18 protein-coding genes and 1 pseudogene are annotated in these 23,195 nt (G+C 72.2%); 7 read left to right on the top strand and 12 right to left on the bottom strand.

The features are described 5' to 3' along the window. Window positions 1-61 precede the first annotated feature (61 nt). A complete protein-coding gene (locus ACFPYL_RS06080) occupies window positions 62-943 on the top strand; it encodes an aldo/keto reductase family oxidoreductase (RefSeq protein WP_379151694.1) in 882 nt (293 codons plus the stop codon). Between the two features lie 149 nt (window positions 944-1,092). On the opposite strand, the gene ACFPYL_RS06085 is transcribed toward ACFPYL_RS06080, so the two are convergent. Together ACFPYL_RS06085 and ACFPYL_RS06090 are read right to left on the bottom strand one after the other, a co-directional pair. Next, window positions 1,093-2,328 (bottom strand): fatty acid desaturase family protein, encoded by a 1,236-nt coding sequence (locus ACFPYL_RS06085; protein ID WP_379151697.1) that lies wholly within the window; start codon window positions 2,326-2,328, stop codon window positions 1,093-1,095. A gap of 18 nt (window positions 2,329-2,346) precedes the next feature. Beyond that, window positions 2,347-3,462 (bottom strand): ferredoxin reductase, encoded by a 1,116-nt coding sequence (locus ACFPYL_RS06090; protein ID WP_379151700.1) that lies wholly within the window; start codon window positions 3,460-3,462, stop codon window positions 2,347-2,349. 93 nt (window positions 3,463-3,555) lie between these two features. On the opposite strand from ACFPYL_RS06090, the gene ACFPYL_RS06095 reads away from it, so the two are divergent. Further along, on the top strand, window positions 3,556-4,719 hold the full coding sequence (locus ACFPYL_RS06095) for a PucR family transcriptional regulator (RefSeq protein WP_379151703.1): 1,164 nt from the start codon (window positions 3,556-3,558) through the stop codon (window positions 4,717-4,719). Window position 4,720: 1 nt separating this feature from the next. On the opposite strand, the gene ACFPYL_RS06100 is transcribed toward ACFPYL_RS06095, so the two are convergent. Beyond that, window positions 4,721-5,281 carry a mycothiol transferase gene (locus ACFPYL_RS06100; RefSeq protein WP_379151705.1) on the bottom strand — a complete coding sequence of 187 codons (561 nt, stop codon included), beginning with the start codon at window positions 5,279-5,281 and terminating at the stop codon, window positions 4,721-4,723. 18 nt (window positions 5,282-5,299) lie between these two features. Between ACFPYL_RS06100 and ACFPYL_RS06105 the strand changes: the two are divergent. From ACFPYL_RS06105 to ACFPYL_RS06115, 3 genes and pseudogenes are all read left to right on the top strand, one after another. Next, window positions 5,300-5,485: pseudogene (locus ACFPYL_RS06105) on the top strand (helix-turn-helix domain-containing protein); the annotation flags it as partial. A 42-nt stretch (window positions 5,486-5,527) separates the two neighbouring features. After that, window positions 5,528-6,223, top strand: coding sequence for a helix-turn-helix transcriptional regulator (locus ACFPYL_RS06110; RefSeq protein WP_379151904.1), 696 nt, complete (start codon window positions 5,528-5,530; stop codon window positions 6,221-6,223). Between the two features lie 95 nt (window positions 6,224-6,318). Next, window positions 6,319-6,813, top strand: coding sequence for a DinB family protein (locus ACFPYL_RS06115; RefSeq protein ID WP_379151708.1), 495 nt, complete (start codon window positions 6,319-6,321; stop codon window positions 6,811-6,813). Here ACFPYL_RS06115 and ACFPYL_RS06120 read toward each other — a convergent pair. From ACFPYL_RS06120 to ACFPYL_RS06135, 4 genes are read right to left on the bottom strand one after another with little or no spacing between them, the layout of a single operon-like run. Continuing rightward, the gene (locus ACFPYL_RS06120; RefSeq protein ID WP_379151710.1) at window positions 6,800-7,285 is read right to left on the bottom strand and encodes a diadenosine tetraphosphate hydrolase; all 486 of its coding nucleotides are present in this window, start codon (window positions 7,283-7,285) and stop codon (window positions 6,800-6,802) included. The genes ACFPYL_RS06115 and ACFPYL_RS06120 overlap by 14 nt on opposite strands. Next, a complete protein-coding gene (locus ACFPYL_RS06125; protein ID WP_379151713.1) occupies window positions 7,282-7,971 on the bottom strand; it encodes an aspartate/glutamate racemase family protein in 690 nt (229 codons plus the stop codon). The genes ACFPYL_RS06120 and ACFPYL_RS06125 overlap by 4 nt, the downstream gene beginning before the upstream one ends. Window positions 7,972-7,988: 17 nt before the next feature. Then, a complete protein-coding gene (locus ACFPYL_RS06130) occupies window positions 7,989-9,911 on the bottom strand; it encodes a phospholipase C (protein WP_379151716.1) in 1,923 nt (640 codons plus the stop codon). A 52-nt stretch (window positions 9,912-9,963) separates the two neighbouring features. Further along, entirely contained in the window at window positions 9,964-16,341 is a 6,378-nt protein-coding gene (locus ACFPYL_RS06135; protein WP_379151719.1) for a putative Ig domain-containing protein, read from the bottom strand. 113 nt (window positions 16,342-16,454) lie between these two features. On the opposite strand from ACFPYL_RS06135, the gene ACFPYL_RS06140 reads away from it, so the two are divergent. Next, complete coding sequence (locus ACFPYL_RS06140; protein ID WP_379151722.1) at window positions 16,455-17,360, top strand: phospholipase domain-containing protein; 906 nt, start codon at window positions 16,455-16,457, stop codon at window positions 17,358-17,360. Next, complete coding sequence (locus ACFPYL_RS06145; RefSeq protein WP_379151725.1) at window positions 17,353-18,009, top strand: M20/M25/M40 family metallo-hydrolase; 657 nt, start codon at window positions 17,353-17,355, stop codon at window positions 18,007-18,009. Before ACFPYL_RS06140 ends, ACFPYL_RS06145 begins: the two co-directional genes overlap by 8 nt. Window positions 18,010-18,344: 335 nt before the next feature. On the opposite strand, the gene ACFPYL_RS06150 is transcribed toward ACFPYL_RS06145, so the two are convergent. From ACFPYL_RS06150 to ACFPYL_RS06170, 5 genes are read right to left on the bottom strand one after another with little or no spacing between them, the layout of a single operon-like run. Beyond that, window positions 18,345-19,124 (bottom strand): glucosamine-6-phosphate deaminase, encoded by a 780-nt coding sequence (locus ACFPYL_RS06150; protein WP_379151727.1) that lies wholly within the window; start codon window positions 19,122-19,124, stop codon window positions 18,345-18,347. Further along, window positions 19,124-20,059 (bottom strand): N-acetylglucosamine-6-phosphate deacetylase, encoded by a 936-nt coding sequence (locus ACFPYL_RS06155; protein ID WP_379151730.1) that lies wholly within the window; start codon window positions 20,057-20,059, stop codon window positions 19,124-19,126. The genes ACFPYL_RS06150 and ACFPYL_RS06155 overlap by 1 nt, the downstream gene beginning before the upstream one ends. Further along, window positions 20,056-20,940, bottom strand: a complete 885-nt coding sequence (locus tag ACFPYL_RS06160; protein WP_379151733.1) for an ROK family protein — start codon at window positions 20,938-20,940, stop codon at window positions 20,056-20,058. The genes ACFPYL_RS06155 and ACFPYL_RS06160 overlap by 4 nt, the downstream gene beginning before the upstream one ends. Window positions 20,941-20,978: 38 nt before the next feature. Next, the gene (locus ACFPYL_RS06165; RefSeq protein ID WP_379151736.1) at window positions 20,979-22,358 is read right to left on the bottom strand and encodes a glycoside hydrolase family 3 protein; all 1,380 of its coding nucleotides are present in this window, start codon (window positions 22,356-22,358) and stop codon (window positions 20,979-20,981) included. Further along, window positions 22,355-23,194 carry a carbohydrate ABC transporter permease gene (locus ACFPYL_RS06170; protein WP_379151739.1) on the bottom strand — a complete coding sequence of 280 codons (840 nt, stop codon included), beginning with the start codon at window positions 23,192-23,194 and terminating at the stop codon, window positions 22,355-22,357. The genes ACFPYL_RS06165 and ACFPYL_RS06170 overlap by 4 nt, the downstream gene beginning before the upstream one ends. Window position 23,195 lies beyond the last annotated feature (1 nt).

A 23,195-nucleotide genomic window follows, 5' to 3' on the forward strand; every position in this document is an offset into this window, starting at 1 on the left:
TGCCACTCCCAGGAACGCTGGGGGTCTGGGTAAGCGTCCCGTCGCGACGCACCGTGGAGCCATGACTACTTCGACCACCACTCTCCCCGGCGGCACCTGGACGATGGGCGACCTGACGGTCACCCGCGTCGGGTACGGCGCCATGCAGCTCGCCGGCCCGCACGTCTTCGGACCGCCGGCCGACCACGACGGCGCGCTCGACGTCCTCCGCACGGTCGTGGAGCTCGGGATCACCCACATCGACACCAGCGACTTCTACGGACCGCACGTCACCAACCGCCTCATCAAGGAGGCGCTGCACCCGTACACCGAGGACCTCGTGATCGTCTCCAAGGTCGGCGGCCGGCGCGACGACGAGGGCGGCTGGGTGCCCGCCCAGTCCCCCGCCGAGCTGCGCCAGGGAGTCCTCGACAACCTGGAGAACCTCGGCCTGGACGCCATGGACGTGGTCAACCTGCGGATCATGGACGAGCCCACCGCGTCGATCGCAGAGCGGATGGAGGCGATGGCCGAGCTCCAGCAGGAGGGCCTCGTGCGGCACATCGGCCTGTCGACCGTCTCGCCGGCGCAGGTCGCCGAGGCGCAGACGATCGCGCCCGTCGTCCAGGTGCAGAACGAGTACAACCTCGCGCACCGAGGCGACGACGAGCTGATCTCCTCGCTCGCCGCCCAGGGCATCGCCTACGTGCCGTACTTCCCGCTCGGCGGCTTCAGCCCCCTGCAGTCCGCGGCGCTGTCGGCCGTCGCCGCGCGGCTCTCGTCCACCCCCATGGCGGTCGCGCTGGCGTGGCTGGTGCAGCGCTCGCCCAACATCCTGCTGATCCCCGGCACCTCGTCCGTCGCGCACCTGCGCGAGAACGTCGCCGGCGCCGGGCTGGCCCTGTCGGCCGAGGACGTCGCCGAGCTGGACGCGATCGGCGTGTCTGCGGGTTTCACCGGCTGACCGCCAGAACCCGCGCGACACGCCGTCGGTCGGCGGCGTGCCGTTCGGGTCTCGTGCGGACTTGTAGGGCACTTCCTGAACTTCTCGGGCTTTGCATGGCCCTACAAGTTCAGGAACACCCGGTTGACCGGGTATCCCTGGGAGAGCGCTCAGGCCGCCTTGGTCATCCGGCGCGCCTGCTGCTGGAGGCGCGCGGCGGCGGCGCGGCGGACCTTGGGGCCCTTGGTGGTCATCGCCCAGAGCAGCTTGGACTGCTCGGGGAGGTTCTTGACCGTGGTGGTCTCGAGCCAGCCGTTGGGCAGCGAGAGCCGGACCACCTTGTGCCAGGCCGAGTAGACCTGCTGCGGCAGCGGGGCCGAGTGGTAGTTGAGGTCGTACTTCTCGAAGAGCGCCTGGACCTTCGGCGCGACCTCGGCGTACCGGTTGGACGGCAGGTCGGGGAAGAGGTGGTGCTCGATCTGGTGCGACAGGTTGCCGCTCATCAGGTGCATGGCCTTGGAGCCGGAGATGTTGGCGGAGCCGAGCATCTGGCGCAGGTACCACTCGCCGCGGGTCTCGTCGTCCGGGATCGACTTCTTCTCGAACGTCTCGACGCCCTCGGGGAAGTGGCCGCACATGATCACGGAGTGCGACCACACGTTGCGCACCAGGTTGGCGGTGAAGTTCGCCGCGAGGGTCGGCAGGAAGCCGCCGAACGGGATCGCCAGCGCCGGGTTGACGACGTAGTCCTTGGTGGCCTGCTTGCGGATCTTCTTCAGCGTCTTCGACAGGTTGTTCTTGAACTGCTCGCTGCGCTTCTCCTTGGGGATCCGCAGGTTGCGGCCCAGCTCGAGGTCGTACGCCGCGATGCCGTACTCGAAGAAGCAGGCGTTGATGAAGTTCCACAGCGGCTGAGCGAGGTACATCGGGTGCCAGCGCTGGTCCTCGTCGACGCGCATGATGCCGTAGCCGAGGTCGTTGTCCTTGCCGACGATGTTCGTGTACGTGTGGTGGATCTCGTTGTGCGCGTGCTTCCAGCCGTCGGCGGTCGACGCGTTGTCCCACTCCCACGTGGTCGAGTGGATCTTCGGGTCACGCATCCAGTCCCACTGGCCGTGCATGACGTTGTGGCCGATCTCCATGTTCTCGAGGATCTTGGCCACCGACAGGCCGACGGTGCCGAGCACCCACAGCGGCGGCAGCGCGGAGCCGAGCAGCACCGCCCGCGACGCCAGCTCGAGGCGGCGCTGCACGGAGACGATGTTGCGGATGTACGCCGCGTCCTTCTCGCCCCGCGTGTCAAGGACATCCTGACGGATCGCGTCGAGCTCGACGCCGAGCTGCTCGATGTCCTCGGGGGTGAGGTGCGCGGTCGGGTTGACGGGCTTCTTGGTGATCGTGGTCATCGGTCGCTCCTCGTGTGATCAGTGATCGATGTGGCAGGCACCAGCGGCGGCGCTGATGCAGGTCTGGATGCGTACGCCGCCGGGCCCGGTCTCGCCGGGGACCGCGACGGTCAGGGCGCCGTTGCGCAGGTCGCGCACCGCACCCTCCTTCAGGGGGACGACGCAGCCCATGCAGATGCCCATCCGGCAGCCGCTGGGCATCAGGACGCCGGCGCTCTCCGCCGCGTCGAGGATCGGGGTCGCGCCGTCGGCCTCGACGACGGTGCCGCCCGCGAAGGTGACCGTGCCACCCTCGCCGGCCACGACGGTCGCCGGGCGGAAGCGCTCGGTGGTGAGGGTCAGGCCGCGCCCGTCGTAGTGCTCCTGGAGCGCGTCGAGCAGGCCTGCCGGCCCGCAGGCGTACGCCGTGCGCTCGGCCAGGTCGGGGACGATCTCGTCGAGGTCGTCGACGTCGAGCATCCCGTGGACGTCGGTGTGCATCTCGACGAGGCGCAGCCACCCGGCGGCGTCGTACTGGCGCAGCTCGCTGCCGAAGATCACCTCGGCCCGCGAGAGGGCCGAGTGCAGCAGCACGATGTCGGTCTTCGGGCGCTCGGCGCGGGAGAAGAGGTTGCGCAGCATGCCGATGACCGGCGTGATGCCGGAGCCGGCGGTGACGAGCAGCAGCTTGCCCGGGATCGGCTGCGGGAGGACGAACTCGCCCTGCGCCTGGTCGAGCTGGATCATCTGGCCGGCGCGGGCGTGGTGGACGAGGTGGTTGGAGACGACGCCGTCGGGGATCGCCTTGACCGTGATGCTGATCCGGCGGTCCGCGCGCGGCCCGTGCGTCAGGGAGTAGGTGCGCCAGAGGCGGACGCCGTCGACGTCGACACCGACGCGGGCGTACTGACCGGGCACGTGGCCGGTCCAGTCGCGACCCGGCTGGAGCACGATCGTGGCGGACTGGTGGGTCTCGGGGCGGACCTCGACGATGCGGGCTCGGAGGTCGGCGCCTCGGCGCAGCGGGTGGAACACGTCGAGGACGTCGCTGAGCTCCAGCGGCGTGACGGCCGCCTCCGCGACGCGGCGCAGGTGGGCGCGGAGGGAGATCCCGCGGCCGGACCGGGTCGTGGTGGACGGAAGGGTGATGCTCATGTGTTCCAGTGTGCTGCGCCCTGCGCGTAAGATCATGACCGCAGGACGTGAAGATCCACGTCACAGTTGTTCGCAGATGACAAAAAGGACGCCATGGCCGCCGTACGCCGCACCGCCGACCACGGTCTGCGCCTCCCCCCGCTCGCCGTCGACCGGATGCGTGGCGAGCTGCCCGAGGTCGCCGAGCACGTGGTCGCGGCGATCATCGACGAGGTCCCCAGCTACACCGACGCGTTCAGCGGCCCGATGGGCGAGACCATCCGCAACGCGGTGCAGCTCGCGCTCGGCGGCTTCCTCTCCCTCGCCAGCGGCAAGCGCGGCGCCGAGGTCTCGACGCCGACGGCACCCGCGGTCGAGGGCGCCTACCAGCTCGGGCGCGGCGAGGCCCGCAGCGGCCGGACGACGGAGGCGCTGCTCGCGGCGTACCGGATCGGTGCCCGCGTCTCCTGGCGCGAGATGTCGACGACCGCGGTGCGCAACGGGCTGGACGCCGAGACGCTGGTCGCGTTCGCGGAGCTCGTCTTCGCCTACATCGACGAGCTGTCGGCGGCGAGTGTCGCCGGGCACACCGACGAGCTCGCGACCACCGGCCGCGTCCGCCAGCGCCGGCTCGAGCGGATCGCCCACCACCTGCTGACCGGCTCGCCGGTCGAGACCGTGCAGGCCGCGGTCGAGCGGGCCGGCTGGGAGCCGCCGCGCACCCTCACCGCCGTGATCGTGCCCGAGTCGCAGGTGCGGCCGGTGCTCGCGTCGGTCTCCCCGGCGACGATCGCGGCGACCGAGGCGCCCGACCTCGACGAGAGCGTGCTGCTGCTGGTGCCCGACGCGCACGGCCACCGGCGTACGGCACTGCTACGCACCCTCGGCACTCGCGGCTGCACCGCCGGCCCGGCCCGGCCCTGGCTCGAGGTGCGCGCGTCGTACGACCGCGCCCTGCGCGCCCGCGCCGCCGGCCTCGAGCTCGACACCGAGGCACACCTGGTGCCGCTCGTCCTCGAGGCCGACCCGGCCGCCCGCGCCGACCTGCGCGCCCAGCTGCTCGCTCCGCTCGCCGACCTGCGTCCCGGCACCGCCGAGAAGCTCACCGACACGCTGCGCTCGTGGCTGCTGCACCAGGGGCGGCGCGAGGACGTCGCCGCCGACCTCTTCGTGCACGCCCAGACGGTGCGCTACCGGATGGGTCAGCTGCGCGAGCTGTACGGCGACCGCCTCGACGACCCCGACACGGTGCTGGCCCTGACGGTGGCGCTGGGCTGAGCTACGGGCGCCAGTCCTCGCCCGGGTCCTCGCCCGTGAGCCCGTCGACGGACTCGCGGATCAGGTCGGCGTGGCCGACGTGGCGGCCGTACTCCTCGATCATGTCGTAGACGAGCCGGCGCACGTTGGCGTGCGTGCCCTGGTCGTCGGCGATGTCGGCCTGGCCGCCGAGCCCGACCGACGCGATCGCCTCGTCGACGAGCGCCTGGCCCTGCGCCACCGACTCCTTGAAGAGCGTCTCGAGCGACTCCGGGGTGTCGTCGTCCTCGACCCGGAAGGCCGACCCCTCGTCGTCCCAGTCCCACTCGTCGAACGGCGGGAAGGGCCGGCGACCGTGGAGCTTCCACGCGAAGGTCACCGCCTCGACCGCCGAGAGGTGCTTGAGCAGGCCGCCCAGCGTGAGGGGCGAGGCCCCGAGCGTGGCGCGGAGACCGGCGGCGTCGAGGCCGCCGCACTTCCACAGCAGGTAGGTCCGCATCCGGTTGAGGGAGCCGAGGAGTGCCTCGGTCTCGTCGCCCGCGAGCGGAGGCTCGGTCTGGAACTCGTACGGAGAAGTGGTCATGACCGGCAGACTAGGAGCATTCCCGGACGATCTACTTCCCCGACCGCTCGAGCTCTTCAGGCGCTCGAGCTGATCCAGGCGCGCCCCGGGATCACCGCGGACCAGCTCGGCACCGCCCTCGGCGTCACCGACCGTGCGGCCCGGCGCTACGTCGCGATCCTGCGGGAGGCGGACCTGCCGATCGAGTCCGTCAGCGGCCCGTACGGCGGCTACCGGGTCGGCCGCGGGCTGCGGCTGCCGCCGCTGATGTTCAGCGCGGCCGAGGCGGCCGGCCTGGTGATGGCGACGCTGGAGGGGCACCCGGGTGCCGCCGACCCGGCCGACGTCGTCGGCGGCGCGCTCGGCAAGATCGTGCGCGCGCTGCCCGAGCGGCTCGCCGTACCCCTGCCGGAGCCGGCGCGCGCGGCCGCCCCGCACCCCCAACTGGACCGGCTGCTGGCCGCCAGCTCCTCGGCCCGCCTGCTGGAGCTCTCCTACCGGTCCGGCGACCACCTCTCGCAGATGGTCGTGGAGCCGTGGGCGGTCGTGCTGCGGCACAGCCGGTGGTACCTGCTCTGCTGGTCGCGCAGCCGCGACGCCCAGCGGGTGCTGCGCGTCGACCGGGTCGAGGACGCCGCGACGCTCCCCGAGACCTTCACTCCCCCGGTGGGCCTCGACGCGCTGCGGGCCGTCGAGGAGCACTTCTCGCAGGGCTGGCGGTACGCCGTCGAGGTGGTCGTCGAGGCGCCGCCCGAGTGGGTGCGCCGCTGGGTGCCGCGCAGCCTCGCGCTGCTCGAGGAGCTGCCCGGCCACCGGACGAGGATGGTGGCCAGCACCGAGGACCCTGACTGGTACGCCCGGCAGCTCGCGCAGATCCCGGTCGACTTCACCGTCGTCGGCGACGAGGTGCGCGCGGCCCTCGCCGAGCTCGGCCGCCGCCTGGGCGGCACCGCTCGTACCTGACGTACGTGTCGCGAGATCGGACCAATCGCGACAGATACGTCAGGTGCGATGCGTCCGGCTCAGGCGGCGCCACGTCCCGCCTAGGGTCTCGACCCATGCTGGAGACGCAACGTGAGATCGTGCCGCGCGACGACGGCGGGGAGCTCGACACCGCCCTCGCCTTCCTGAACTTCGCCCGGTCCTGCCTGCTCAAGAAGGTGGACGGGCTCGACGAGGAGCAGCTCCGGCGGCGCCTCGTTGTGTCCGACACGAACCTGCTCGGCCTGGTGCAGCACTGCGCGGCAGGCGAGCGCTGGTGGTTCGCGCACCACGTCGGCGGCGACCCGGCGTACGCCGACACCGACTTCACCATGGTGGTCCCGCCGGACCGTACGGCGGCCGAGGTGATCGCCGACTTCCGGGCCGCCGTCGACGAGGCCGACCGGCACATCGCCGCGGCCGGGTCACCGGACGCGCTGACGGTGATGACCGTCGACGGCAAGCAGAAGACGCTGCGCTGGGTGCTGGCCCACACGACCAGCGAGCTGATCCGCCACGTCGGGCACGCCGACATCCTGCGCGAGCAGATCGACGAGGTCACCGGCCGGTAGTGGCCACCTGCCGGTCGAGCTCGGCGACCAGGTCGGCGCGCAGCTCGTCGTGCTGCGGGCCGAGGGCGTGACCGGCGTCGACCTGCTTCGTCCAGTGGTGCAGGGCCGCCGGCCAGCCGACGACGTCGGCCGGCTCCCACTCGTAGCGCGGCGTCACGTGGGCGTGCAGGAAGGCGTCGGTGTTGCCCTGGATCTCCAGGTTGATCCGCCGGAACTGCGGGTCGCGGCGCGCGCACACCGCGGCGACCGCCCGGCCGAGGATCGCCATGTCCTCCAGGAAGACCACCTGCTGGGCCGGTGCCAGGTCGGTGAGCTGGTCGGCCGTCGGGTCGTCGGTGATCAGGACGCAGTAGCCCGGCAGGTGCTGGACGTCCCCGATGACGGCGAAGCCCGCGCGCAGCCGGCGCAGCACGGTCGGGTTGGTTCCGGCCAGCGCTGTGCCCACGTAGTCGGCGCGGTAGTCCCCGGTCATGCGAGCGCCGCGTCGAGGGCAGCGTCCACGTGCAGCTGGGTGGTCGGGAAGACGGGGACCGAGGTGTCGTCGGCGCCGACGAGCAGCTCGATCTCGGTGCAGCCGAGCACGATGCCTTCGGCGCCGCGGGCGACCAACCGCTCCATGACCCCGCGGTAGGCCTCCCGCGACTCGTCGCGCACGATGCCGAGCACCAGCTCCTCGTAGATGATCCGGTGCACGACCTCGCGGTCCTCGGCTGTCGGCACCACCACCGCGATGCCGTGCCGGGCGATCCGGTCGACGTAGAAGTGCTGCTCCATCGTGAAGCGGGTGGCGAGCAGCCCGACCCTCGTGAGGCCCGCGGCGCGTACCGCGGTGGCGGTCACGTCACCGAGGTGCAGCAGGGGTACGCCGGTGGACGCCTCGATCGCGGGCGCCACCTTGTGCATGGTGTTGGTGCAGAGCACCAGGAGGTCGGCACCGGCGGCCTCGAGGCGCTTGGCCTCGTCGGCCAGCAGCTCGCCGGCGCGGTCCCAGTCGCCGGCGCGCTGCAGCTCCTCGATCTCGGCGAAGTCGACCGAGCTCATCAGCAGCCTCGCGGAGTGGAACCCGCCGAGCCGCTCGACGACCCCGCGGTTCAGCAGGTCGTAGAACAGCGCCGAGCTCTCCCAGCTCATCCCGCCCAGCAGGCCGATGCGTCGCATGGGCCCTGCCTACCAGATCAGTGGGTGACCTTGAACGCCACGTTGCGGGTGTGGTGGTGGCCGACCGCGTCGACGTACATGACGGTGAACCGGTGCTGGTGGCCGACCTTCAGGTGCTTGGTGCTGATCCGGATCGCGGCGGTGCCGTCCGCGGTGGCGGCGGTCCGTGCGACGACGGCGCCGTGGGCGTGGCGTACGACGACCCGGCTGGCCGGCTTGGCACCGACGACCCGCAGCGCGGCCTTGCGTCCCGACCGCACCGCCTCGGTCACGGTGACCGAGCTCTTCACCGGCGCGACCGCGGCGGTCGCCTCCGGCTTCGACGTCGCAGCCGGCGTCGCCTCGCTGGTCGCTCCCGACGACGGCTGGTCCGCGGGGAGCTGGTGCGGGACCGTCTGCACGGCGTTCGGGCGCGACGGCATCGGCAGCGCTGACGCGGTCAGCTGGGCGGCGTAGTCGGCCTGCCGCGCATCGTGGCCGAACTCCGCGTCGGCGGGCGCTGCCTGCGGCACCGCCTGGAACGCGCCGGCGAGGTCGTCGAAGGTCGCGCGGCGCCACGGCGTGATCGCGTCGAACGTGACCGGGTCCTTGCCGGAGAGGCCACCGGCGGCGGTGATCGCCTCGATGAGCTGGAGCGGCGAGGTGTGGTCGGCGACCTGGGAGTAGACGTGCCCGCCCACGGTCCACGGCGAGATGATCAGGCACGGGACCCGGAAGCCGGCGCCCGCGGGGAGACCACCACCGGGCGTGCCCCGCGGCGAGGGCATGTGGACGTACTCCTCGGGGTGCAGGTCGGGGTCCGGGACCGGCGGCGGCACGTGGTCGAAGAAGCCGTCGTTCTCGTCGTAGTTGATGATGAAGACGGTCGAGGCCCACAGGTCGGGGTTCGCGGCCAGCGCCTCGAGCTTCGACGCGAGGAAGTAGGCGCCGGCGGCCGGGGTGTTCGGCGGGTGCTCGTCCGAGGCGTACGGGCCGTCGGGGAAGAGCCACGTCACGTCGGCGAGGGTGCCGTTGGCGCAGTCCTCCTCGAAGGCGAGGTAGCCGACCTGGGCCTTCGTCGGGGCGAGCGGGTTGCCGGCGCCACCGGGCGTCCCGTTGCCGAAGAGCGTGCCCGTGCCGGTGGCCCAGTTGTAGAGCTCGGTGTCGACCTGCCCGACGGTCTTGAAGCTCTGCCACCACTTGAAGTAGTTGTACGAGCCCGAGCTCGAGTAGGTCTTGATGCTGTAGCCGGCGTCGTACAGCACCTCGGCCGCGGATTTCCAGGTCAGCGTGTTCGGCGCCACCGTCTCGAGGATCGGCCCGCCCTGCTCGCCCTGCGGGTCGTTGGTGCCCGACATCCAGATCGCGCGGTTCGGGTACGTCGGGCCCATGACCGAGCAGTGGTAGTTGTCGAGCAGCGTGAAGTTCTCCGCGAGCGCCCAGTGGAAGGGGATGTCCTCCTGGAGCATGTAGCCCATGGTGTAGCTGCCCTTGGCCGCACCGTCCGACGCGACGTGGGTGCTCAGCCAGCCGTCCATCGCGCCCTTGTTCCACGACGCGTGCTGGTCGCGCCAGTCGTGCGACAGCGACGGGATCGCGGCGGCGCCGGTGTTCTTCGTGTCCATGTGGAACGGGAGCAGGAAGCCGTCCGGGTTCGACGGGTCGGGCTGCTGGAAGACCGAGTTGCCGTTGGCCAGCGTCATCGCGTCCGGGTCGTCGAAGCCGCGCACCCCGGGGAAGGTCCCGAAGTAGTGGTCGAAGGACCGGTTCTCCTGCATCACGTAGACGACGTGCTTGATCTTGGACAGGTCGAACTCCTCCGGCTCGGCGGCGGCTGCCGCCTCGAGCCGGGTCGGCAGGAGCCCGGACATGCCGGCCGCGCCCGCGACGGCCGCCGCGCCCATCACCACCGTGCGGCGGGTGGTCTGGGTGTCGAGCGGGGTGCTGCTGTTCTCGGTCATGACTTCCTTCTGTTCGTCGCGCTCTGGTGTTCGCACTGGGGTGCGGGCGGGGTCACTTGGCCTTGACGGGGACCGTCGGCCGCGAGGTGACGGTGGCCGTGCCGTAGCCGGGGTAGGCGCCGGTGACCTTGACCGAGATCCGCTTGTGCTGGAGCTTCCGCGGGATCTTGTAGCTCGCCTTGGTGGCGCCGGGGATCCGCTTCCCGCCGACGAGCCACTGGTACTTCAGGTGGGAGCCGGACAGCCGGACCGTCCCGGCCCGCCAGGCGCCCGGCGAGGCGGTCAGCCGTCGCCCGACCTTGGCGGCGCCGTGGACCACCGGCTTGCCGCGGGTCAGGGTGCCGGCCGCGACGACGTGCGACGCGGAGAGCGCCGTCGCCGTCGTGTACGTCGGGTAGCTGCCGGTCACCTGCACGGAGAGCCGGGTCCGGGCGTCGGCCGCGGTCACGGCGTACGTCGGCGACGTGGCGCCTGCGACGGGCACGCCGTTGCGCAGCCACTGGTAGCCGAACGACGTCACCGGTGCGGTGCCTGCCTTCCAGGCGCCCGGCGCGGCAGTCACCTTCGAGCCGACGGCGAACGTGCCGGACAGGGTCGGCACCGCGGTCGTCAGCGTCTTCTCACCCGGCTCGACCGGCGCCGGGATGCTCACCGCGGCCGAGGTCGTGCTGGTGGAGGCGAAGCCGTCCTTGACGCCCGTCACCGCGACCGCGATGAGGTGGCCGCCGTCGGCGGTCGTCGGCGTGTAGGTCGCCTGCGTCGCACCGACGATCGGGACGCCGTCGCGCAGCCACTGGTAGGTGAAGGAGTCCGGCGTCGGCGTCCACGTGCCGGCGGAGGCGATGAGGGTCGAGCCCACCGCGAGCGTGCCCGAGATCGTCGGGGCGCTCGCCGAGACGACCGGGCCGTTGAGCAGCACGGCGCAGGCCGTCGCCGCCGTGCCGGAGCCGGTCACCGCGACCTGCTCGGCCGGCTCGATCGGGCCGGACGCGTCACCGTCGAACGCCGCGTGCACCACCTGGGCGACCGCGTTGTTCTTCGTGTCGGCGACGTAGACGATGTTCGTCGACCGGTCGACCGCCACGGCGTACGGCGTGTTGAGGTGCGTGCGCCAGGGGTAGGAGCCGCCGCCGACCGGGCTGAGGTTCTCCGTCCCGGCCGCGCCCGAGGTGTTGACCAGCGTGGAGATGGTGCCGTCCGGCGTGACCTGACGGATCGCGTGGTTGAAGGTGTCGGCGATGAAGAGGTTGCCCCGGCCGTCGAGCGCGAGGTCCTGCGGCGTGTTGAGCTGCGCCGAGGTCGCCGGGCCGCCATCGCCGGAGTAGGCGCCGAGGCAGCTGTTGGTGGCCTGGTCCTTGGCGTAGTCGCCGGCGACCGTGGTGATCACGCCGGTGGCACCGTCGACGCGGCGGACGACGTTGTTGGACGCGTCGGCGATGTAGACGTTCTCCTCGCTGTCCACGGCGACGCCCGCAGGCTGGGCGAGCCGCGCGCTGGCGCCGGACGCGCCGTCGCCGGTGTAGCCGGCGCGGCCCGTGCCGGCGACGACCGAGATGACCCCGGCCGCACTGACCTCGAGGACCCGGTGGTCGTAGGTGTCGGCGATGAAGACGTTGCCCGCGCTGTCGACGGCGACGTCGTTGGGGTGCCAGAGGTTCACGCTGAGCGGCGTGCTGGTCGCGGTGACCGCGGCGCCCGCACCACCGGCGAGGCCGGTGCCGGCGAAGCGGTGGATGACGCCGTCGGTCGTGACCTTGCGGACCACGTTGTCGCCGCTGTCGGCGACGTAGAGGTTGCCGGCCGCGTCGATGGCGGTGCCGCCGGGCTGGTAGAGCTGCGCGTCCTTGGCCGGGCCCTCGTCGCCGAGGTCGCCGTACCCCGTCAGCGAGCCCGCCACGGTGGTCGTCTCGCCGTCGGTGATGGAGGCCAGCACGTTGTCGCCGGTGTTGGAGACGTAGACCGTGCCGTTGGCGGCCGAGATGCCGGCGGGGCGGTAGAGGCCACCCGCCGGGGGCAGCGGCAGGCCGGTGGTCTCGTCGATCACCGGCTCGCCGCCGGTGCTCGAGTCGTAGGGCACCGCCGTGAGCAGGGGCCCGGTGGTGTCGACGATGCCGGCGCCGTCGGTGTAGGCGTAGCCGCGCGGTGCGAGGAGGGTGACCCAGTCCGTGCCGGCCAGGGTGAAGCCGGTGTCGGTCGACGGGATCGACAGCTCCGCGCCGGCGGCGAGGGTCGTGCCGGCCGGCAGCGGGTAGTCGGAGCCGGCCCGGTTCTCGAGGACGTAGCCCGACAGGCCGACCGCGGAGCTCGCCGTGTTGGTGAGCGTGACCGCCGAGCTGCTGGTCGCCGTGATCTTCACGGCGCGGGTGAACCCGAGCTGCTCGAGGTCGACGGTGCTGGGGCTGCTCAGCGCCTTCTTCAGCGGGTGGCCGACGGAGTCGCCCCCGGCGTAGAGCGAGTTGTACCAGACCGCCGCGTCCGCGTTGGAGCGGTCGGCCGGCAGCTCGTAGTGCTCGGCGTAGTTGCCGTTGGTGGCCGTGCAGACGGCCGCACCGTTGAGCGTGTTGGCCGCGCAGGGGGTGTCGACCCAGGCCCGCGAGACCGGCGTGCCACCGTCCTTGTTGACCGAGATGTAGTAGCTGTGGTCACCACCGGAGTTGGCCATCGAGCTGAAGCCGTAGACCAGCACGACCGGCGTCGTCACGGGGATGCCGTAGTTGGCGCGGAACTGCGCGGTTGTCTTCACGCCGAAGTACTGGGTCTCGACCCACCAGAAGACCTGGGTGCCGTGCGCGGGGATGACCGGGTCGACCGTCGGCGAGGTCTGCGTGGTGTCGGCCGGGTCGTGGAAGGTCATCACCGCGCCGCTCTTGGTCATCGTGAGCCCGTACGCCGAGAAGTCGATCGGGTGGTCGGTCGTGTTGGTGACCTCGCTGTACTCGTAGTAGTCGGTCGAGTTGTTGTCGTAGTTGACCTCGGTGACCAGCAGGTCGTTGGGCCCGATGACCGGGGGTCCGCTGTTCGGCGCGCCCTTGGTCGCGTACGCCGAGACGCCGAAGTCGCCGGTGCCGTCGGGGTCGCGCGCCCACGAGGTCGGCGCGGCCGACGACCACGAGGTCTCGTCGAGCAGCGTGCCGTCGACCTCGGTGAGGTAGAGCGTGTCGGCGGCCGCGAGGTCGAGGCCGGCGGCGTCGAGGTCGACGCCGTCCACGACGAGGAAGCCGTCGGCGGCGATGTCGTGGGCGGGCACCGAGTAGGTGTCGCCCGCGCTGTCCTGGAGGACGACCGTGGCGCCGTCGAGGGCGTCGCCGGTGTTGTAGAGCTCGACCCAGTCCTTGGCCGGGGTGCCGGTCGTCCTGACCTCGTTGATCGTGAGGCCCGCCAGCGGGTCACCCGCGCCGGGGCCGCCGGTCGCCGGGAGCACGACGAGCGCGAAGTCCCGGGAGACGGAGCCCTGCTGGTCGCCGACGCCGCTGTCGGTGGCGGTGACGTGCACGTCGTACCTGCCGGGGGCGGCGGTCGGGGTGCCGCCGATGACGCCGGTGCCGGCGTCGATGGTGACCCCGGCGGGCAGGCCGGTGGCGGCGTACGTGTAGCCCGGCGCGCCGCCGTGGGCCTTCGCGTGGATCTCGGTCAGGGCGGAGCCCTGGCGCACGGAGACGTCCGCGATCGGGTCCAGGCGCAGGATCTTGCTGAGGGTCAGCGTGAACGTCGTCGTCGCGGTGTCGCTCGGGACGCCGTCGGCGACGGTGACGGTCACGGTGTGGTCGCCGATGTCGCCGTCCGACGTCGGCGTGCCAGCGATGACGCCGGTGCTCGGGTTGATCGAGACGCCGGTCGGCAGGCCGGTGGCCGTGTAGGCCAGGTCGCCCCAGATGGCGGTGGCGTGGACCGGGATCGGGTCCATCGGCGCGTTGAGCGAGATCTCGGCGTCGGCGACCGGCGCGATCGCCACGCGGTCGTCGTGCTGCGAGTGGGCGACGAAGGAGTCGATGGCCGCGACCGGGGTGAAGTCCGAGCGGTTCGCGTCGGAGTCGACGGCGTACCCGTCGGCGAACTTCCGCGCGACGACGCAGGTGTTGTTGGTGCCCGAGTCGACACCGGTGAGCGTCGGCGCACCCTTGCTCTCGGCGGCCGTCGGCTGGTTGGTGGAGGCGTTCATCCAGCCGACGCCGTCCACCGCACCGGCTGCCCGCGACGCGTCCGACGACAGGTCGCCGTTGATCGGGTTGACGCCCTTGGTCGCGTCGAGCAGCTCGATCTGGCCACCCGTGTTGCAGCCACCCATGTTGGTGCCGGACTGGTTGCCGTTGCCGGGCGTCGCGACCGAGAAGTCGAGGTCGGGCGTGAAGCCCGCCGGGTAGGTCCCCTGGTCCGCCGGGGAGTGCGCGTTCTTGTACCAGAGGAAGAAGTAGTGGTGGGGTGCCACGGTCCCGTACAGCTTGACCAGGCTGCTGCACGCACCCGTGGCGTTGTAGCTGCGGTAGCAGAGGGCGTAGTTCGGGGTCACCGTCGCGTTGGGCGTGGTGGTCGTGTCGATCGTGCCCAGCGAGATCGGGTGGTCGGTCGGGTTGTAGAGCTCGACCCAGTCGTTGGACCACCGGACCGAGTCGGAGTTCGCGCCGAACACGGCGGCGATCACCAGGTCGTCGGTGGCGTACGTCGACGGGACGGCGTTCGTCGTGCCCTTGGTGGCGTGCTTGGAGACGACGAAGTCGCCGGTGCCGTCGGGGAAGCGCGCCCACGAGGTCGACGTGAACGACGTCCAGGACGTCTCGTCGAGCTGGGTGTCGTCGGCGGTCGTGAGGTCGAGCGTGTCCTCGGCGCCGAGGTCGAGGCCGGCGGCGTCGAGGTCCGCGCCTTCGACGACGACGTGGCCGCCGGCCGGGACGTCCTGCGTCGGCACGTGGAAGGTGTGGCCGTCGTCGTCGACCAGGTTGACCGCGGCACCGGAGACGGCCGCACCCGTGTTGACCAGCTCGACCCAGTCGTCGGCCGGGGTGCCGGTCGCCACGACCTCGTTGATCCGCAGCCCGGCCAGCGGGTCGGTGTCGCCGGGCGTCGACGCCTTCGGGCGCACGACGATGGTGAAGTCGGTCGAGGCCGACTGCACGGCCCCGCCCGCGCCGCTGTCGTCGACGGTCAGGTGCACGTCGTAGCGCCCGGCGGCACCGGTCGGGGTGCCGCTGATGGCACCGGAGGTCTCGCCGATGGTGACGCCGGTCGGCAGCCCGGTCGCGGCGTAGTGGTAGTCGGGCGTCCCGCCGTGGACGGTCACCTGGATCGGGTCGAGGGCGGTGCCCTTGCGCACGACGACGTCGTCCAGGTCGTCCACCCGCAGCGCGCTGCTGACGGTGAGCGTGAACGTGGTCGTCGCCGTCTCGGCCCCGGTCGGCGTGTGGTCGGAGACGGTGACCGTGACGGGGTAGCCCGTGAGCGCGACGGTCTCGGCCGGCGTACCGCTGATGACGCCGGTGTTCTCGTCGATGTCGAGGCCGTCGGGGAGCCCGGTCGCGTCGTACGTCAGCGCGCCCGTGCCCTTGCTGCCGTGCACCTGGAGCGGCGCCATCGCCTCGCCGCGGCTGACCTCGGTGTCGTCCACCGCGGCCACGGCCACGTGGTCGGAGATCTGCGAGTGGAGCGTGAAGTCGGCCGTCGTGAGGGCCGTGAAGTCGTTCGAGCTCTTGTCGGTGTCCTGCGGGACCCCGTCGGTGAACGTCCGCACCGAGATGTAGGCGTTCGTGGTCCCGGCGGACGCACCGGTCACCGGCGTGACGCCGCTGGTCTCCGCGCTGCCCGGCTGGGTGTACGCCGACGACGCGTACTTGGTCCACCCCACGGCGTCGACGACGCCGGCGTTGCGGGCGGCGGTCGACGCGAGGTCGCCGGTGCCGGTGTAGGCGCCGCCGCTGGAGGCGTTGAGCAACAGGATCTGGCCGCCGGTGGAGTAGCCACCGAAGCCGCCGTTCGACTGGCCCGACGGGTCGGTCGAGCTGCCCGCGGTGCCGGCCGCGTTGAGGGCGAAGTTCAGGTCCGGCGTGACTCCCGCCGGCGGCGTGCCGCGGTCGGTGCCGGCCGCGGCGTTGTGCCCGTCCCAGATGAGGAAGTAGTGGTGCGCGCGTACCGTGCCGTAGAGCTTCATCGAGCTGCTGCAGCTGGTGCCGCTGATGCTGCGGTAGCACTGGTAGTAGCTCGGCGTGACCGTCGACCCGTCGATCGTGCCCAGCGAGATGTCGTGGTCCGTCGGGTTGTAGAGCTGGACCCAGTCGCTGTTGTAGGCGCCGCCGTCACTGCCGTAGACGGCCGAGATGACGAGGTGGTCGAGGGGCTCGGCCGCCTGGGCCGGAGCCGCGACGAGGGCGGCCATGGTGGCGGTGAGGCCGGTGGTCACGATGGCGGCGACCACGCCGCGCCAGCTCTTCAGGTGTGTCACGAGGCGTGAGCATCACGGTGACGCCGCAACAGATCGTGCCCGTCCGGTGAACGGCCGGGGGTCCTCAGATGATCGTTAGGCTCCCTATGTAATTCGTGCGAAGGTGTCGCACTGTGCCTGCCCTGAACGACGTCGAGCACCTGCTCCTCGTCCTCGCCGAGGACGTGCCGATCACGTCCGTCACCGACCTCCCCGAGCACGTCACGACCTGCCGGCGCTACCACCTCACGCCGCCGGGCGAGGAGCGTGCGGAGCGGGTCTGGCCGAGCTTCGCCGTCGCCCTGCGCGAGGCCGGAGTCACGGTGCACCTGCGGGCCTCGATGCCCGACACCCTCGGCGACGTCACCGTCATCGAGGCCGGCCGCGAGACCGTGCAGGCCGTGCTCGACGGGCTCGACGACCTCCCGCCCGCGACCCTGGTCGCGGTCGCGCTCGCCGGCGGTGACGCGCCCGCGGTCGTCGAGAGGTGGGGGACCGCGCTCGGTGCGCCGGGGACCCTGCTGCTGCGTACGCCGTGGACCACGCGGGCCTGGGTCAGCGACGAGGTGTGCGACCACACCTCGCTCATCCAGCTGTGCGAACGATGGACCGCCGGCCGCGGCCACGAGGCCCGGATCTGGCTCACCGAGTGGCGGCGCCGGGTCTGCGGAGACCTCCTCCTCGCCCTCGACCTCGGCGAGCCCGTCGAGCTCCCTGACGGTGCGTCGGTCCGACCGCTCCCCTACGCGCCGACCGCGGAGATCCGGGTGACGGACGGTGCCGTCTCGCTGGTGCTGGCCAACGCCGGTGCCACCCGTGGCATCCACCTCCGGGTCGACGGCGCCGACGGACCCGACGCCGTCACCGTGCCCGAGTCGTCGGTCTCCCGACCGCGCGTCGTGACGGTCCCGGTCGCCGTACGCGACGGCCGCTACGACGTGACCGTGACCGGCCCCGGCTTCGCCCGCCACTTCACAGGCCCCCACCTCACAGGCCCCCACCTCACAGGCCCCCACCTCACAGGAGAGTGCGATGAGTGACTTCACCCTGCCCCTGATCCTCGACCTCGACGTCGTCTCCCTGGCGATGTCGTTGGTCAACATCGGCTCGGAGACCGGGGACGAGGGCGACCTCGCGGACTCGGTCGAGACCGCGCTGACCCCACTGCCCCACCTCACCGTCGAGCGCGTCGGCAACGCCGTCGTCGCTCGCACGCGGGCCCGCCCCGACTCCGGCGAGCGCGTGCTGGTCGCCGGGCACCTGGACACCGTCGCCGGCGAGCCCGACACGTTCGCCTACGTCGAGATGGGCAAGGTCTTCGGCACGGGAGCGTGCGACGCGAAGGGCGGTCTCGCGGTGGTGCTCAAGGCCGCGCAGCCGGCGTACGAGCGCGACGTGACCTTCCTCTTCTACGCGGGTGGCGAGGGCGCCGGGCTCGCCGCGCTGGCCGAGGCGCGCCCCGACCTCCTCGACGTCGGCCTGGCGATCCTGGTCGAGCCGACCTCCGGCGTCGTCGGGACGACGGCGTCGCTGAGCTGCTCGGGTGCCGAGCACCTGACCGCGCTCGGCGTCCCGTTCGAGGTCTTCGGCCCCGGCGACCCGGCCGTGGCGCACTCCCCCGGTGAGTTCGTGCCGACGGCCGAGCTCACCGAGTGCGAGTTCGTGCTGCGCACCCGGCTGCAGGGCTGAGCTCGCGCGAACGACGGCCACTCGATCAGGTCGCAGGCGACGACCCGGCCACACCTCGCTCCAGAAGTCCGCGTCGCCATCCACGTCACATACACACCGCCGCCATGCGGCAGCCAGTCCAGGTCGTCCGACGTCGCCCCCGCCGCACACATGGCTGCGTCGTACGCCGTCCAGGGGTCGTCCCCCTCGAGGACCTGGACCACCCACTGGTCGACGTGGTCGCGATAGAACTGCGCCTCGCGATCGTCGTCGCTGCCCTGGGCGTTGGATCCTGCTGTCTCAGCTGCATCATGGCTCGGGTTGGTTGTCGACAACCAACCCAGCAGGACAGGTGGCTACCAGCCCTGCCAGGCCGGCTTGCCGGCGTAGACCTCGCGGTAGTAGCCGAGCCGAGCCAGACCGGCACCGGCCTCCTCGTCGACGAGCACGGTGGCGTGCGGGTGCATCTGCAGCACGGAGGCCGGGCAGGAGGCCGAGAGCGGACCCTCGACGGCGGCGGCGATCGCCGCTGCCTTGCCGGCCCCGGTCGCGACCAGCAGCAGGTGACGGGCGCGGAGGATGGTGCCGAGGCCCTGGGTCAGGACGTGGTGCGGCACCTCGTCGACCGACCCGAAGAACCGCGCGTTGTCGCGCCGGGTCTGGTCGGTCAGGGTCTTCATCCGGGTCAGGGACGCCAGCGACGAGCCCGGCTCGTTGAACGCCAGGTGGCCGTCCGCGCCGATCCCGAGCACCTGCAGGTCGACGCCGCCGGCGGCGGCGATCGCGTCCTCGTAGCGGGGGCCGGCGTGCTCGGGGTCCATCGCGTCGGGGCTGGAGACCCGCGCGCGATCGATGCCGAGGCCGTCGGTGAGCTCGCGGAAGATCGTCTCCCGGTAGGTCTCCGGGTGCCCGACCGGCAGGCCGACGTACTCGTCGAGCGTGAAGCAGCGGACCTCGTCGTACGACGGAGCTGTCTCGGCCTCGCGACGCCCGATGAGCTCCCGGTAGGTCGGGAGCGGGCTCGACCCGGTGGCGAGACCCAGCACGGCCTCGGGGTCGCGGCGGACCAGCGCCTCGATCACGTCGGCGGCGACGGCGCCGACCTCCTCGGGCGTGCCGAGCGGGACGACCTCCATCAGGACAGCTCCAGGTCGTCGGTGAGCTCGATCCGCTCCTCGCGGGGCGGCAGGCCGAGCAGGGTGAGCGGGGTGGTGGTGGCGGTCGCGACCGCGTCGTCGACGGAGCAGCCGGTCTGGGCGACCAGGGTGCGCAGGCAGTCGAGCAGGGAAGCCGCCGAGCCGGCGAGGGTGCCGTCGTGGAGCCGCACCGTCCCCTCCGACACGACGACGTCCTGGTCGCCGAGCCGTGCCGGGCCGTCGGGGAGGCCGAGGCCGGCGGTGGTGTCGGAGACCGAGAGGAAGCGGTCCGGTCCGAGGGCGCGCCACGCCGTACGCACGAAGAGCGGGTCGAGGTGGTGGCCGTCGACGATCACGCCGGCGACCAGGTCGTCACCACCCAGGGCGGTCCCGACGGGGCCGGGGTCGCGCGGCAGCACGGGTGCCATCGCGTTGCCGAGGTGGGTGACGCACCGGGCGCCGGCCTCGACAGCGGCGGCCACATCGGCGGTGCCGGCCGCGGTGTGGCCGACGGACACGACCACACCGCGGGTCGAGAGGAGCTCGATCACCTCGAGCGCGCCGGGCAGCTCGGGCGCGATCGTCGCCATCACGACACCGCTCTCGCGCGACCACCCGTCGACGAGGTCGAGGGACGGCGCCCGCAGCCAGTGCTCGGGGTGGGCGCCTTTGCGGGTCGGCGCGATCATCGGTCCCTCGAAGTGCAGGCCGAGCGGCTCGGCGCCGCTCCAGCCGGCGGGCGGTCCGGCCGCGAGCGTGTCCAGCGCCGTACGCCGGGCTGCCGGGTCGGAGGTGATCACGGTGGGGACGAACGCCACGACGCCGTACGCCGGCAGCGCGGACGCCACCTCCCAGAGCCGGTGCGGCTCGGCAGTGAGGTCGATGCCGGCCGCGCCGTTGACCTGCGCGTCGACGAGGCCTGGATAGGTGGTCATCGACCGAGGAACGCGGCGCCGACGGCGGCGACCGGGTAGTCGGACGGCACGACCCGCAGCCGGCCGGCCAGGTCGAGCGAGGCGAGGAACGGCGAGCTCGCCGCCTGCTCCAGCAGCGCCTGCGCGACGGCCAGCCGCAGCGGCTCGCCCAGCTGCGCGACGCCGCCGCCGAGCACGATGCTCTCGGGGTCGACGGCCAGGCTGAGGACGCGGATCGCGCTGGCGACGCCGGCGGAGAAGCGGTCCCGCGCGGCGATCGCGGTCGGGTCGCCGGTGCGGGCCGCGGCGAAGAGCGCCTGCGCCGGCGGTACGTCTCCGGCCGGCCACGCTGCGGCGAGGGCCGAGCCCGAGGCGATCGTCTCGAGGCAGCCACGCTGGCCGCACTGGCACACGACGCCCTGCGGGTCGACCGGCACGTGGCCGATCTCGCCGGCCGCGCCGTGCGCCCCACGCCGGAGCCGCCCGTCGAGGACGAGACCGGCGGCGAGGCCGGTGCCGATGCTCAGGTAGACGAGGTCGCTCACGTGGTCGAGGGCCGCGGCACCCAGGGTGGCCGCGTTGACGTCGTTCTCGAGCGCGACCGGCACGCCGAGCCGTCCGGCCAAGAGGTCGCGCAGCGGCAGCCAGTCGCCGTCGACGCCCAGATTCACGGCGTGCTTGACCGCGCCGCGCTCGACGTCGACGAGGCCCGGGATCCCGACCCCGAGGACGCCGTCGAGCGGCTGGCCGGTCGCGACCCGGAGCGCGTCGTAGACCCGGGCGGCCGAGGCGACGATGCCGTCGGCGCCGGGCTTGGTGGGCTCGCGCACCTCGGCGAGGATCCCGCCGTCGGCGTCGAGCACCAGCCCGAGGGTCTTGGTGGCCCCGATGTCGAGACCCACGCTCAGCTCCTGAGTCAGCGCTCCGCGCTGTGCGGCACTCACCGCTCCCACCCGGCCTTTCGCAGCAGTTCGGTCACAGCGGCCGCTCCGGGACGAGAGTAGCCGCGCGGGCAGATCCGGGGCGCCGGTCCGGCGTACGGTCCAGGCCACCCCCACTCGACGACGACGGCCGCGCCCTCGAGGTCGATCTCGGGACGGCGGTGCGCGTCGCGGACCTGGAGGACAACGGGCCGCTCGCTCGTGAACGGCTCGCCGGGCGCCACGGTGCGGTCCGGCTCGATCCCCCACGGGACCTCCCCGATGGCGATGTTGGCGGCCGTGGAGACGCTGACGATCTCGGCGCCTGTCAGGTCCGGCAGGTCGCCCTCGACGAGGGTCGCGGCGCGGGCCGCGCGCAACTGCGCTGGAACGGCACCGTCCGGGACCCCGGCCATGTCATAGCGACGCAACTGCGCGGTTCGGGTCGCCGCGGACCGCAGCCGCTCCTCGGAGAGCCGCCCGTCGTGGACGGCCGCGACGATGGCGGCCTGGGTCTCGCGGACGGTCGCGACGGCGACGTCGGTGCCGATGCAGAGCAGGTCGGCGCCGGCGGCCAGCGACAGGACGGCCGCCTCCGGGATCCCGCGCCCGGCCGACGCGCCGGCCATGTCGAGGGCGTCGCTGACGATCACGCCGTCGTACCCGAGCTCGTCGCGCAGCAGCCCGAGGACGGGCGCGCTCAGGGTGCCGGGCAGGTCGGGGTCGACGGCAGGTACGACGATGTGCGAGGTCATCACCGAGGCGATGCCGGCCTCGACGACCGCGGCGAAGGGCACCAGCTCGCGGGCGCGCAGCACCTCGAGGTCGGCGTCGACGGTGGGCAGCTCGAGGTGGCTGTCCTGGGCGGTGTCGCCGTGGCCCGGGAAGTGCTTGGCGCACGCGGCGACGCCGGCCTCCTGGAGACCGGTCACCCAGGCCGCGACGTGCCGCGCGACGAGCTGCGGCTCGGCCCCGAAGCTGCGGGTGCCGATGACCGGGTTGTCCGGGTTGCTGTTGACGTCCGCGACCGGGCCGAGGTCGAGGTTGATGCCGACCGCGGCCAGCTCCGCGCCGATCGAGCGGCCGACCTCGCGGGTGAGGTCGACGTCGTCAGCGGCGCCGAGCGCGGCCGGCCCGAGCACCGGGCTGCCGTCGAGGGCGTGCAGCCGCGTCACGTCGCCGCCCTCCTCGTCGACGGCGATGACCGCGTCCGGGTTGGCCGCGCGGATCGCCGCGCTCAGCCGTGCCACCGCGTCCGGACCGTCCTCGGTGTTGATGGCGAAGTAGCAGATCCCGCCGAGGCCGTCGGCGAGCAGCTCGGCGTACTCGTCAGGCAGCGTGGTGCCGACGAAGGCCGGCAGCAGGACCCGCAGCGCGAGGGTGTCGAGGGAGTCCGTCATCCCTTCACCGCACCCGAGGTGAGGCCGCTGACCATCCGGCCCTGGACGACGAGGAAGAAGATGATGACGGGGACGGCGATCAACGTGGAGCCGGCCATGATGCCGCCCCAGTCGGTGCCGCGGTTGACGTCGGTGAAGGTGGAGAGCCACAGCGGCAGGGTGCGGTGGTCCTCGCGCGTCATCACGATCAGCGCGAGGGAGAACTCGTTCCACGCCTGGATGAACCCGAAGACACCGGTGGCGACCAGGCCGGGAGCCAGCAACGGGAAGGTGATCCGGAAGAACGCCTGGGTGCGCGAGCAGCCGTCCATCATCGCGGCCTCCTCGAGCTCGTAGGGCACGCCCGTGACGAAGCCGCGCAGGGTCCAGATCGTGAAGGGCAGCACCAGCGAGACGTAGACCAGGCTCAGGCCGACGACCGTGTTGAGCAGGTTCATCGTCTCCAGCATCTTGTACTGGGAGATGAAGAGGCCCTCGACCGGGATCATCTGGATGATCAGCAGCGTCACGATGAAGGACATCCGGCCGCGGAAGCGGAACCGCGACAGCGCGACGGACGCCACGAACGCGAAGGCGAGCGCGACCACGATCGTCAGCAGCGTCACGACCAGGCTGATCTTCATCGCGTTGAGGAACTGGTCGCCCTCGAAGACGGTCCGGAAGTTGTCGAGGTCGCCGCCGAACGGCACCCAGGTGGGCACCGGGTTGCGGATCTCGTTGCGGTCGAGGAACGAGCTGTTGACCATCCAGTAGACGGGGAACGCGGCGATCACGAAGGCGATCACGCCGACGACGTTGGCCGTGACGCGCAGGGGACGGCTGGCAGGGCGAGGCATG

It is taken from the genome of Nocardioides hankookensis (assembly GCF_042658885.1).
Taxonomy (GTDB): Bacteria; Actinomycetota; Actinomycetes; order Propionibacteriales; family Nocardioidaceae; genus Nocardioides; species Nocardioides hankookensis.

What these genes read in the sequence shown, in the direction of transcription:
- ACFPYL_RS06080 (WP_379151694.1), top strand. Translation starts at nt 62, where the DNA reads ATGACTACTTCGACCACCACTCTCCCCGGCGGCACCTGGACGATGGGC.
- ACFPYL_RS06085 (WP_379151697.1), bottom strand. Translation starts at nt 2,328, where the DNA reads ATGACCACGATCACCAAGAAGCCCGTCAACCCGACCGCGCACCTCACC.
- ACFPYL_RS06090 (WP_379151700.1), bottom strand. Translation starts at nt 3,462, where the DNA reads ATGAGCATCACCCTTCCGTCCACCACGACCCGGTCCGGCCGCGGGATC.
- ACFPYL_RS06095 (WP_379151703.1), top strand. Translation starts at nt 3,556, where the DNA reads ATGGCCGCCGTACGCCGCACCGCCGACCACGGTCTGCGCCTCCCCCCG.
- ACFPYL_RS06100 (WP_379151705.1), bottom strand. Translation starts at nt 5,281, where the DNA reads ATGACCACTTCTCCGTACGAGTTCCAGACCGAGCCTCCGCTCGCGGGC.
- ACFPYL_RS06110 (WP_379151904.1), top strand. Translation starts at nt 5,528, where the DNA reads ATGTTCAGCGCGGCCGAGGCGGCCGGCCTGGTGATGGCGACGCTGGAG.
- ACFPYL_RS06115 (WP_379151708.1), top strand. Translation starts at nt 6,319, where the DNA reads ATGCTGGAGACGCAACGTGAGATCGTGCCGCGCGACGACGGCGGGGAG.
- ACFPYL_RS06120 (WP_379151710.1), bottom strand. Translation starts at nt 7,285, where the DNA reads ATGACCGGGGACTACCGCGCCGACTACGTGGGCACAGCGCTGGCCGGA.
- ACFPYL_RS06125 (WP_379151713.1), bottom strand. Translation starts at nt 7,971, where the DNA reads ATGCGACGCATCGGCCTGCTGGGCGGGATGAGCTGGGAGAGCTCGGCG.
- ACFPYL_RS06130 (WP_379151716.1), bottom strand. Translation starts at nt 9,911, where the DNA reads ATGACCGAGAACAGCAGCACCCCGCTCGACACCCAGACCACCCGCCGC.
- ACFPYL_RS06145 (WP_379151725.1), top strand. Translation starts at nt 17,353, where the DNA reads ATGAGTGACTTCACCCTGCCCCTGATCCTCGACCTCGACGTCGTCTCC.
- ACFPYL_RS06150 (WP_379151727.1), bottom strand. Translation starts at nt 19,124, where the DNA reads ATGGAGGTCGTCCCGCTCGGCACGCCCGAGGAGGTCGGCGCCGTCGCC.
- ACFPYL_RS06155 (WP_379151730.1), bottom strand. Translation starts at nt 20,059, where the DNA reads ATGACCACCTATCCAGGCCTCGTCGACGCGCAGGTCAACGGCGCGGCC.
- ACFPYL_RS06165 (WP_379151736.1), bottom strand. Translation starts at nt 22,358, where the DNA reads ATGACGGACTCCCTCGACACCCTCGCGCTGCGGGTCCTGCTGCCGGCC.
- ACFPYL_RS06170 (WP_379151739.1), bottom strand. Translation starts at nt 23,194, where the DNA reads ATGCCTCGCCCTGCCAGCCGTCCCCTGCGCGTCACGGCCAACGTCGTC.